We start from the raw sequence: 10,348 nt of genomic DNA on the forward strand, positions 1-10,348 counted from the left end.
AGCATATTGGCAAAGAATTGATGAAAGCGCAAATCGCCGGTGAGTTCAGGATGAAAAGCAGTAGCCAGGATGTTTTGCTGTTTTACCGCCACAACATGGCCTTCCAGACGCAGCAGGACTTCGACCTCAGGCCCAACTTGTTCGATATACGGGGCTCTGATAAAAACCAGCGGAAAAGGCTCAGGGGACACTTGGTCCACTACCGCCCGGGTCTCGAAACTGTCCAGCTGGCTGCCATAAGCGTTGCGGCGCACGGCTACATCCAGCACATTCAAATAAGTCCAGTCCTGATTCACAATCTGATTGGCTAAAAGTATCATACCCGCGCAGGTGCCCCACACCGGCATACCCTCTTTGATGCGGTCCTGAAGGGGCTGCTTCAAGTCATACTCCATAAGCAGCTTGCCCATGGTGGTGCTCTCTCCGCCCGGCATGATTAAAGCATCTACTCTTTCCAGCTGTGCCCTGGTATTAACCGCCAAACCCCGCACATTGCCGAGGCTGTTCAGGCATTCCAGGTGTTCGGCCACCGCTCCCTGTAACGATAGCACTCCAATAGTGCTCATCTTACCATCCCCGCTGTGCATATTGATCTTGCAGTTTATCAATCTCTAGTCCAGCCATGGCTTCGCCTAAGCCGGCCGATACCTCAGCCAATACCGCCGGATCATTATAGTAGGTGGTGGCTTTAACTATAGCCTGGGCTCTGCGGGCAGGATCCTCGGATTTAAAAATGCCGGAGCCGACAAAAATGCCGTCGCAGCCTAACTGCATCATCAAGGCGGCATCCGCCGGAGTTGCGATTCCGCCTGCCGCAAAATTGACTACCGGCAGTTTCTTACGTTCCGCGACATATTCCACCAGGTCAAAAGGAGCGCCGATCTCTTTGGCAAAGGTCATGCGCTCTTCGCTGGGGAGCATTTGCACCTGCCTGATTTCAGCCATGATCTGGCGCATATGGCGCACCGCTTCAACTACGTTTCCGGTTCCGGCTTCACCTTTGGTACGAATCATAGCGGCGCCTTCGCCAATGCGCCGCAGGGCTTCGCCCAGATTTCTGGCTCCGCACACAAAGGGAATCTTAAAGCTCCGTTTGTCGATATGAAACATATCGTCAGCCGGGGTTAAGACTTCGCTCTCATCTATATAGTCAATGCCGATGGCCTCCAGAATCTGCGCTTCCACAAAGTGGCCGATTCTTACCTTGGCCATCACCGGTATGGTTACGGCTGCTTTTATCTGCTTTATCATGGTAGGATCAGACATGCGGGCAACGCCGCCCTGTTTGCGGATATCGGCCGGCACTCTTTCCAGGGCCATAACCGCGACGGCGCCTGCCTTCTCGGCTATCAGTGCCTGTTCTACATTGGTTACGTCCATGATGACTCCGCCTTTAAGCATTTGAGCCAGGTTCTTGTTGAGGCTGTATCTTTCCTCCATTTTGGTTCCTCCCTTGTATGTCTTATATCATATGTTATACTGTATGTATCGATACAATTATCGATTATAGTTTATAACGAATATATTATTGCACACCGTTAATTCAGTGTCAACGAGGTGATTATCCGTGTTTGACCCCTATGTATCGATACAATTACAGCGCGACCATCCCCTGCCATTGTACCAGCAGCTTTACCTGCAGATTAAAAATACCATATTGTCGGGGCAGCTGGAGAACGGCCAAAAACTGCCCCCTATCCGCAGCCTGGCGTCCCGGCTGGGGGTTAATACGGTAACGGTGGTACAGGCCTTTCGCTGTCTGGAAAGAGAAGGACTGGTAATAGCCCGGGTGGGCAAGGGTACTTTTGTTTCTTATCCCGCAGAGGCCGCCCAGACCATTTCTGCACCCCCTGGCACAGCCGTCCCTCCGGAGTTTACCCCTGACGTCCCCGACAACTGGCAGGTGCCGGTACCGCCGGAGGCCGTCAATTTCGCCACCCTTACCCCGGACGCAGAACTGTTTCCGGTTGATGACTTTCAATCCATAATAAATCAGGTGTTGAACCGGGATCGCGGTGAAGCTTTCGGGTATCAGGAAAGTCAGGGCTACTACCCGCTGCGCTGCAGTGTGGCCGCCTATCTGTCTCAAAGAGGCATAAACTACGATGCCGAAGCTATACAGGTCATATCTGGGGCGCAGCAGGGCATCGACATCATCGCCCGCTCCCTGATCGTTCCGGGGGACCGGATATTCACTGAAAGCCCCACCTATACGGGGGCACTGGCTTCTTTCCGTTCCAGGGGCGCTCAGATTCAGGCCATTCCCCTCCAGGCTGACGGCATCGACCTGGAGGCTTTAGAAAAGCAGCTACGTATACATCACCCCAAGCTGATGTATGTTATGACCAACTTCCAGAATCCAACCGGCATCTGTTACAGCCCTCAAAAGCAGGCAGCCCTGTTAGATATTTGCCGCCGCTGGAATGTGGTTTTGATTGAAGACGATTCTTTTACGGAACTATCCTATGACGGGCGGGAACGACGAGCTCTAAAAGAACAGGATGAAGACGACCGGGTGATTTATATCAAGAGCTTCTCAAAAATACTTATGCCCGGATTGCGCCTGGCTTTTATGCTGGCGCCCCGGCATTTGCTGCCGCAGTTGATGGCGGCCAAGCACATCGCGGATATATCCACTTCCGGTTTGTTGCAGCGGGCCTTTGACCTGTATCTGCGTCAGGGCTTGTGGAAAACTCATTTGGACTATATGAAAAAATGCTACCTGGAGCGTTACCGCCATATTTTAGAGTCCATGCGGCGCAGTTTTCCCCCCGGGGTTACCTTTCAGGAGCCTGAAGGCGGTCTTTGCATCTGGGTGCAAGGCCGGCCGGGTCTATCCTCTAATCGGCTCTATGAAGCCTGCCTGGCCAATCAGGCGGTGATCGCCCCGGGGAGCCACTTTTACCCCGACAACAGTGACAGCAGCTTCTTCCGGCTCAGTTTTGCGGCTTTATCGGCACAGGATATAAGCCAGGGCATACCCATTATCGCCCGCCAGTTGAAAATGTCACCCAACCCCGGCATTGACCCGCGTCAACGTTACAGCCCGCTGCTGTGAGGTGTTTGGTGAACTTCACTGGGCATCTGGTGAACATATCTGTCTCTTCAGGAATATAATGGATAGAAATAAAATGAAGGATGATGAAGAGATGAGTAGAAAGGTGTTTGATCATGTCAGCCGCAAGCGCCTGGCAGCTATGAAAGCCATCATGCGCCGGCGCATAAGCGCATATGCCCGGGAAAACGGCTATGAAATCCAAACCTGGCACGTTCCCGAGGCGGCTGATTCAGTCTGGCATGTCGTACTGAGAAGCAAAAAAGGAAAGTCGAAATTGGATTTTATGGCCCGGGTGCAACACGACTCCACAGCCCAGCGGCTGACCATCGCCATGATGCGCAAGCCCTGGTTCGTAACCTATGAAAGCGCTTTAGCCCAGTTGCAAAGCGTTTATAAAGCTACCCGTTCCTGATGTATGATCAGGAAGGCCACTTTTATTGATGGTAGCTGGGGTGCCCTTCTGGGACTATCCCCCAGGAGGTGCCATCCCCGCTGCGGCAGATGACTTTATAAATACCGGCGTTTAAAATAATTCTTTTGCACAAGAAGCAGGGGTCCGCGTCCAAGACTTCCCCGCTTTTCACGTCATATCCGGCCAGATAAAGGGTGGCCCCCATGGTCTTCTCCCTTCCCGCATTGATTATGGCGTTCATTTCCGCATGGACACTGCGGCATAGTTCATAGCGCTCCCCCTGGGGGACATTCCGGGCTTCCCGTTCACAAACCCCCAGGTCACAGCAATTGGGTAAACCCCGCGCTGCTCCGCTATACCCGGTAGAAACGATCGCATCGTCTTTGACTATTACCGCTCCGTAATTCCTGCGTAGGCAGGTGCCCCGGGATGCGACATCGAGAGCGATGTTGAGATAGTAATCGGTCTTACTCGGTCTGGGCTTCATTTCAACCCTCCCCCTAGTCGGCTTTATCATGGCCGCCAACTGCCTCTATTGGTATCTTCATTTAATACTTACGCTTTCCCGGCCCCAGTTAGACCCTTTCAAGAACCCTCCCGGAGCCGGCAGCCTTTCATCAAACCGGACAACAAGAACCGCACTTAAGCGGTCAAAACTTCTACCCCGGTTTCCGTAACCCTTACGGTGTGTTCCCATTGTGCAGACAGGGAACCGTCCGCAGTAACTGCAGTCCATCCGTCATCCAGCACCCGACAGCGGTAGTCCCCGGCATTTATCATGGGTTCGACGGTAAAAACCATGTTGGGCACCAACACCATGCCCCGGTTGCGGCCGCCGTAATGAGGCACAAAAGGATCCTCGTGAAATCCCAATCCGATGCCATGGCCGCCATAATCGCGCACTACCGAATAACCGAATTTCTTGGCGTGTTGTTCGATAGCATACCCAATGTCTCCGGTGCGGTTCCAGGGTTTAACCTGCTCTATACCCAGATTAAGGCATTCCCGGGTTACCTCAACCAGCTGGCGCGCTTGCGGGGAAGGCTCCCCGACAAAGTACATACGGCTGATATCACCATAGAAACCATCCACAATAGTGGTGACATCAACATTTACAATGTCCCCCTCTTTTAAAGCGTAATCTTGCGGAATACCATGGCAGACCACCTCGTTCACTGAAGTGCAGCAGCTTCTGGGAAAACCTTTATAATTCAAAGTCGCCGGTACGCCGCCTGCGGTAATGGTTTGATCATGAACGAACCGATCGATTTCTATAGTCAAGACTCCCGGCTTGATCAGCGGCTCCAGCTGATCAAGAATGGTTTTACTGACCTGGCCGGCCCTGCGAATGCCCTCGATCTGTTCTGGTTTCTTTATGATCTCGGGACCGGGTACCGGGATGCCGCGCAACTTCATTTCATATAATTTTTGTTCTTGTTCCATGTGGCATTTCTTGTACTTTTTGCCACTTCCGCACCAGCAGGGATCATTTCTGTTTATACGTCGGAAAAACATCTTATTACCTCCATTGACGCTATCAAGCCTTCCAGCCTCCGTCCAAAGCCAGAACACTTCCATTGACAAAGGAATTCTGGGGGGACAGTAAAAACAGGCAGGCCCGGGCGATGTCTTCAGGCTGCCCCCATCGCCCCACCGGCAGCAATGAAAGCAGGTCGCCCATCTCCCCTTCATCCATATCCCGGCACAGCATGTCAGTTAAGACCGGTCCTGGCGCAATGGCATTCACGGTAATACCCGAAGGCCCCACCTCGGATGCCAGTGACTTGCTTAAGGCGATCAGCCCGCCTTTGGAAGCAGCGTAGGCAGCCTCACATGATGCGCCGCATACGCCTTGCATGGAGGCAATATTGACAATGCGCCCGAAACGTTTGCTTATCATAGCCGGCAAGGCCCGGCGCGAGCATAGAAACGGACCGGTCAGGTTAACGGCCATCAGCCGTGCCCAATCCTCATCTCTGGTATCGGTCAGAAGGCCCTTAAAAGCAATGCCGGCATTGTTGACCAGCAGATCAACCGGTCCCAGTCGATCCTCTACCCGTAAGAACATATCCTCAACCAGTCTGCCATTGCTCACGTCTGCTTTTATGGCCATAGCCTGCGCCCCGCCGGCTATCAGTTCGTCTTCAAGGGTCAGCGCGGCCTGTTCAGACTGATGGTAGTTAACCGCTACCGCAGCCCCGGCGCCGGAAACAGCCCTGGCAATAGCCCTGCCAATGCCCCGGGAGGCCCCCGTAATCAGACACACCAAGCCTTTCAGGGTGGCGCTTGTCGTCATCATCGCTTTTCCCCTGTTTTTTCCTCTTTCTTTAGGTTCAAGTCATTACACCTTATATCTGCATTTCATCCAGCAGTTTCTTAACATGATCGATATCCACCCCTCCAGCCATACGGGGCTGTCCATCAATGGCCGTAATCGGGAAACTGTAACCCATTTGCACTACGTGAGATATCAGCGGGAAGGAACTGAGCGGGGTTTGGGCAGTGTCTATGTAGTCAACCTGCACTCTATCTCCATAGGTTCGCTGCAATTCAGCCTTGAGCTTATCTGCTAATTCCGAAACAGTTGGTCCACAACTGTCCCCGGGCGTACAACCCGAGGAACAGCTTCACCCTCCGGAAGGAGCTATGCCCCCGAATACCTCTATCTTTATAACATCCGCGCTCATTTTATATCCTCCTAAAACTTGAATATAATCCAATATGCACTACCTTATATTATACCGATAGACTCCGCTCTTAACCACTAATATTGAAGCTTGCAGCCAGCTTTATCCCTGCAGCTTCAAGATGCATAAGACTATTCCACAATTTTTGTCCATATTTTTTATCCGGCTCACATATATATAGCAATAAAGCCATGATACAAGTCCTTGGGCGGTATAGTTCTTGACAAAACCCTACATGTCCAATAAAATAAAATCACTTATGTATAGAATTCGCACCCATTGCATACAATTAATAGGTTAATCAAGCATAATCACTGTTTAGTATAGGCGTATTGGTGAGACCCGGTTTAGGGTATATACCGTAGCTAAGCATTATATGTTTTCCTCCAACTAAATCCTCGATTTCAGGAAGGAAAGGCAGAGGAGATCACAGAAAAACCGGAAATGCTGTATTCGTCATAGCCAACACAGCAGGGATCACAGCCGAAATACACTATTAATTGCCCAACCTTGACTACCTTTCATGGACAGTACCTTCACGTGGTGTTCGCAGAGAGACAAATGACACCACATTCATCTACTATTCCCTAACCCGGTGAAACTGTTTTGGGCTTCCGGGAGGAAAACCAGTTGTACTCCTTAAGAGCCCATTGGATTTCTGTAACAAGGAGGTGAATCAGCCTAACGGAATCCTGAAAATTAAGAAGAGGAAAAAAAGGAGGAGTTTAGATGTCAGGTAATTCATCTTGGGCAAATCCTGCCCCTGCAGGGTTGGTAGCACTAGCAGTTGCATGTTTTACGTTTTATGCGGTATTGACCGGCAAAGTGTCCGGAACCGCGGCGCCCTTGTTAGGATGTTGGATTATCGGTGGTTTCGTAGTGCAGTTGGTAGTGGGTTTAATTGAATTGGCCGAGGGCGCAACAACCGGCGGTAATATTTTCCTGTTCTTCTCGGCATTCTTCATGCTGGTCGGCGGATTAGAATTCTTCGTCAAGGTTTATTCAGCCAAGCTGACCGGGATTGCGGTTGATACTAGAATCGACGGATGGGCCTGGATGGCTCTATGGTTCGTTTTATGGCTATGGACCCCGGCCTATTTTAGAGCACCCCTGGTTATGACTATACTAGTCCTGGCATTGGACGTTGCAGTACCTCTGGTAGCATTGACTGACGGCATGTGGCTGCCCAAAGCTCAATATTCTCCCATCGCCGGTATCTTCCTGCTGATCTCTGGTATCTGCGGTATCTACATGAGTGCTGCGATAGTATTAAATACAGAATTTAAGAAAGTCGTACTACCTGTAGGTAGTCCGCTTCTCAAACCTGCGGCAGCCAAAATCGAACAATAATCGGTTCAGGCTGTTTTTTCATCCTGAATAAGGAGAAATTAAGCGAATTATCCCAAGGTCTTATTGATTAGATTATCGGGGTACTCGAGTGAAACGATGGTTTTTAAATAAGTGGGTGTAAAAACCCACTTATTTTTTGCCCTTTTTGGCAGGCAGGATAGCCGGTGTTATGTGCCGAAATGAAATTTACTCGGGAAAGGAGGCGAGCCTAATGCGGGTTCTGGCTATATACAACCCCAAAGGCGGCTGCGGCAAGACAACCTCCGTCTTGAATATCGGTTTTGCTTTACACAGTATGGGATACCGGGTAATGCTGGTGGATGCAGATCCTTTGGGTTCTTTGAGTGCCGCCCTGCAGATCTCCGCCGGTGCAAGCGGGACTTATCGGCTGCTCAAAAAGCAGGCCTCCTGGAGTGATCTCAAAGAGGTGCGCGGGGTGGCCGCGATGCCCTCCAGCCGATCCCTGGCGGCATTGGAGGTGGAGATGGCCGGGGCCATAGGGCGGGAAACCTTATTGAAACAGGCTCTTAAAGAGGCGCCTGATTACGGTTTCGTGCTGATTGACTGTCCGCCGGGTTTGGGCCTGCTCAATATCAATGCCCTGGCCGCAGCCGATGAAGTGTTGGTACCGGTTTTGGCCGAGTACCTGGATCTAAAGATATTGTCTCACCTGGCAGATACCGTCGCTGCGGTGAGGAAATATCTCAACCCCCAGCTTTCTCTTCTGGGTCTTTTCATCAACCGCTTCAGCCGCCGCAAGATCAATAAAGAAACCCTGGCCGGGCTAAACCGGCTCTTCCCGGGATTGGTTTTGCAGACCATGGTGCGGGACAGTGTTTCGATCACCGAATCCCCGGCCCGGGGACTGGATGTATTAGCCTACCGGCCCAACAGCAACGGGGCCGTTGATTACCTGCGCCTCAGCAGGGAAATATCTTCAACTTTTCCCCGCCAATAGCTCAGGTCCGGGCTATGTGCCGCAATGCCTCAATGACTTTTTGAACTTCATCCGTAGTATTGAAAAATCCGGGACTTATTCTGCAGGCTCCCAGCTCGGCTGTACCTATGGTCTGATGAGCCAGCGGAGCGCAGTGCATTCCCGAGCGGGTTATGATACCATAATTCTGGTCCAGCAGCAAACTCACTTCTCCGCAATCGATCCCGGCGATGTTGAATGATATCACCGCGGTCATGAGCCGGCTGTCACCCGGACCGTAAATCTTGAGACCGGGTATGTTCCGCAATTCCCTGATTAAAAGATCGGTGAGTTCTTGTTCATGACGGCGAATATTCTCCATCCCGGTCTTAAAAATAAACTCGAGACCAGCTGCCAGACCGGCAATACCGGGTGTATTAGGGGTGCCGGATTCCAAACGGTCAGGCATGATCGTGGGCTGATCCAGAGATTCGGAAGCAGACCCGGTACCGCCCTCTCTGAGCAGACGCAGCTTCACCCGGGGATGCACGTAAATACCCCCGGTGCCCTGAGGCCCCAACAAGCTTTTATGGCCGGTAAAGGTGAGAATGTCGATGTGACTGGCCTCCACATCTATGGGCAATACCCCCGCCGTCTGAGCGCTGTCAACCATAAAAAGAAGTCCATACTGATGAGCAATTTGGCCTACATCCTTTATCGGAAGTATAGTCCCGGTCAGGTTGGAAGCGTGCAGCATGCAAATCATGCGGGTATTGGCCTTGACAGCCGGCGCAATATGGGCGGGATCCAAAGAGCCATCCGGCCTGCAGGGAACTCTGGTCCATTCCACACCCTCTTGGGAAAGCCCATACAGGGGACGGGCCACGGCGTTATGTTCCATGCTGCTGGTGATGATGTGATCACCCGGCCTCAGTACTCCTTTTAGTCCGATGTTGATGGCATCGGTAATATTAGCGGTGAAGGCAATTTGAGCCGCATCAGCTATATTAAACAAGCGAGCCAGCAATTCACGGCATTCCAGCAAGACGGCTCCCGCTTTCAGTGTGGATTGGTGACTCCCCCGCCCCGGACTGCCTCCGAGGTTGCGATTAAAATAATCGACCGCCCGGTATACCGCCTCCGGCTTAGGAAAGCTGGTGGCGGCATTGTCCATATATATCAATTGGAGGTACTCTCCTTTCTTTTATAGGGTGAGGTTCCGGGATGTACTCGTCAAAATCTCCATGGCGGTATACATGTTGGTGACCGCTCCCACTGCCAGCTGTTCTTTGATATTATAATAGTCCAGACAGGTTCCGCAGCTCAGAATGGATATACCTTTTTCCTCCAGAGCCTGTAAATGATCCAGAAGCGGAGACCCGGCAACTGTCAGTAAAACCCCCCGGTTCATAAATATTATATATTTGATCCCCGCGGTTTCGTTGAGGGTATATAAAAAGCTTTTCATCAGGATCTGCCCCAACTCGGCATCGCCATTCCCAAAAAGGTCGCTTTTCACTAAAACCGAAACCTCTTCGGCCGCAGCGGGCGCATTCTGGGGGGCTGCCTTTTTTTTCAGGGTAATATGGAATTCCCCGCCTTTTTCTTCAACAGCCACATCATATCCCTGGCTGATGCCCATTTTGCTGACATTCTCCCGCGCAGCCTGATTGCTTACCATGATCACAATGTGCTCCTCGCCCAGGTCCACCCCTCTCTTGGTGAGTATCACCGGCTCCGGGCAGTTTAATCCTCTGGCATCTATAGTATATGGCAACGATATCATCCTTTCCGATTAACAGACTGTATATAAAACTACTATATCATATTGGCAATTATACTTTAAATAATAAATAGTTATGTTTAGCGGGGCATATACCCGGGGCTGGGAAGGAATGGGAAACAGATCCGGGATCTGTTCCTTT

Annotated in this window: 12 protein-coding genes; 4 read left to right on the forward strand and 8 right to left on the reverse strand. The window is 51.4% G+C overall.

Annotated features, from left to right (window positions below; all coding sequences use genetic code 11):
- Together pdxT and pdxS are read right to left on the reverse strand one after the other, a co-directional pair.
- A partial coding sequence (pdxT, locus tag B3W37_RS13425; RefSeq protein WP_483176126.1) for a pyridoxal 5'-phosphate synthase glutaminase subunit PdxT occupies positions 1–608 on the reverse strand: 608 nt, incomplete at its 3' end.
- Complete coding sequence (pdxS, locus tag B3W37_RS13430) at positions 568–1,440, reverse strand: pyridoxal 5'-phosphate synthase lyase subunit PdxS (RefSeq protein ID WP_483171274.1); 873 nt, start codon at positions 1,438–1,440, stop codon at positions 568–570. The genes pdxT and pdxS, both read right to left, overlap by 41 nt.
- Positions 1,441–1,567: 127 nt before the next feature.
- Between pdxS and pdxR the strand changes: the two genes are divergently transcribed.
- Entirely contained in the window at positions 1,568–3,058 is a 1,491-nt protein-coding gene (pdxR, locus tag B3W37_RS13435) for a MocR-like pyridoxine biosynthesis transcription factor PdxR (RefSeq protein WP_483176127.1), read from the forward strand.
- Positions 3,059–3,149: 91 nt separating this feature from the next.
- Positions 3,150–3,470 carry a hypothetical protein gene (locus B3W37_RS13440; RefSeq protein ID WP_483176128.1) on the forward strand — a complete coding sequence of 107 codons (321 nt, stop codon included), beginning with the start codon at positions 3,150–3,152 and terminating at the stop codon, positions 3,468–3,470.
- A 22-nt stretch (positions 3,471–3,492) separates the two neighbouring features.
- Here B3W37_RS13440 and B3W37_RS13445 read toward each other — a convergent pair whose 3' ends face one another.
- The 4 genes from B3W37_RS13445 to B3W37_RS13460 all read right to left on the reverse strand — a co-directional run bounded on the left by B3W37_RS13445 (position 3,493) and on the right by B3W37_RS13460 (position 6,019).
- The gene (locus B3W37_RS13445; protein ID WP_481037692.1) at positions 3,493–3,957 is read right to left on the reverse strand and encodes a deoxycytidylate deaminase; all 465 of its coding nucleotides are present in this window, start codon (positions 3,955–3,957) and stop codon (positions 3,493–3,495) included.
- 155 nt (positions 3,958–4,112) lie between these two features.
- Positions 4,113–4,985 carry a type I methionyl aminopeptidase gene (map, locus tag B3W37_RS13450; RefSeq protein ID WP_483176129.1) on the reverse strand — a complete coding sequence of 291 codons (873 nt, stop codon included), beginning with the start codon at positions 4,983–4,985 and terminating at the stop codon, positions 4,113–4,115.
- 22 nt (positions 4,986–5,007) lie between these two features.
- Positions 5,008–5,769, reverse strand: a complete 762-nt coding sequence (gene fabG, locus B3W37_RS13455) for a 3-oxoacyl-ACP reductase FabG (RefSeq protein WP_483171268.1) — start codon at positions 5,767–5,769, stop codon at positions 5,008–5,010.
- A gap of 49 nt (positions 5,770–5,818) precedes the next feature.
- A complete protein-coding gene (locus B3W37_RS13460; protein WP_483171267.1) occupies positions 5,819–6,019 on the reverse strand; it encodes a hypothetical protein in 201 nt (66 codons plus the stop codon).
- Positions 6,020–6,886: 867 nt separating this feature from the next.
- Here B3W37_RS13460 and B3W37_RS13465 point away from each other — a divergent pair.
- Together B3W37_RS13465 and B3W37_RS13470 are read left to right on the forward strand one after the other, a co-directional pair.
- Positions 6,887–7,507 (forward strand): acetate uptake transporter family protein, encoded by a 621-nt coding sequence (locus B3W37_RS13465; protein ID WP_483171266.1) that lies wholly within the window; start codon positions 6,887–6,889, stop codon positions 7,505–7,507.
- 211 nt (positions 7,508–7,718) lie between these two features.
- A complete protein-coding gene (locus B3W37_RS13470; protein ID WP_483171265.1) occupies positions 7,719–8,465 on the forward strand; it encodes a ParA family protein in 747 nt (248 codons plus the stop codon).
- Between the two features lies 1 nt (position 8,466).
- Here B3W37_RS13470 and B3W37_RS13475 read toward each other — a convergent pair whose 3' ends face one another.
- Positions 8,467–9,606, reverse strand: a complete 1,140-nt coding sequence (locus B3W37_RS13475; RefSeq protein WP_483171264.1) for an aminotransferase class V-fold PLP-dependent enzyme — start codon at positions 9,604–9,606, stop codon at positions 8,467–8,469.
- Between the two features lie 21 nt (positions 9,607–9,627).
- On the reverse strand, positions 9,628–10,200 hold the full coding sequence (gene yedF / locus B3W37_RS13480) for a sulfurtransferase-like selenium metabolism protein YedF (protein ID WP_483171263.1): 573 nt from the start codon (positions 10,198–10,200) through the stop codon (positions 9,628–9,630).
- Positions 10,201–10,348: the final 148 nt, after the last annotated feature.

It is taken from the genome of Syntrophomonas sp. UBA5494, from assembly GCF_002426325.1.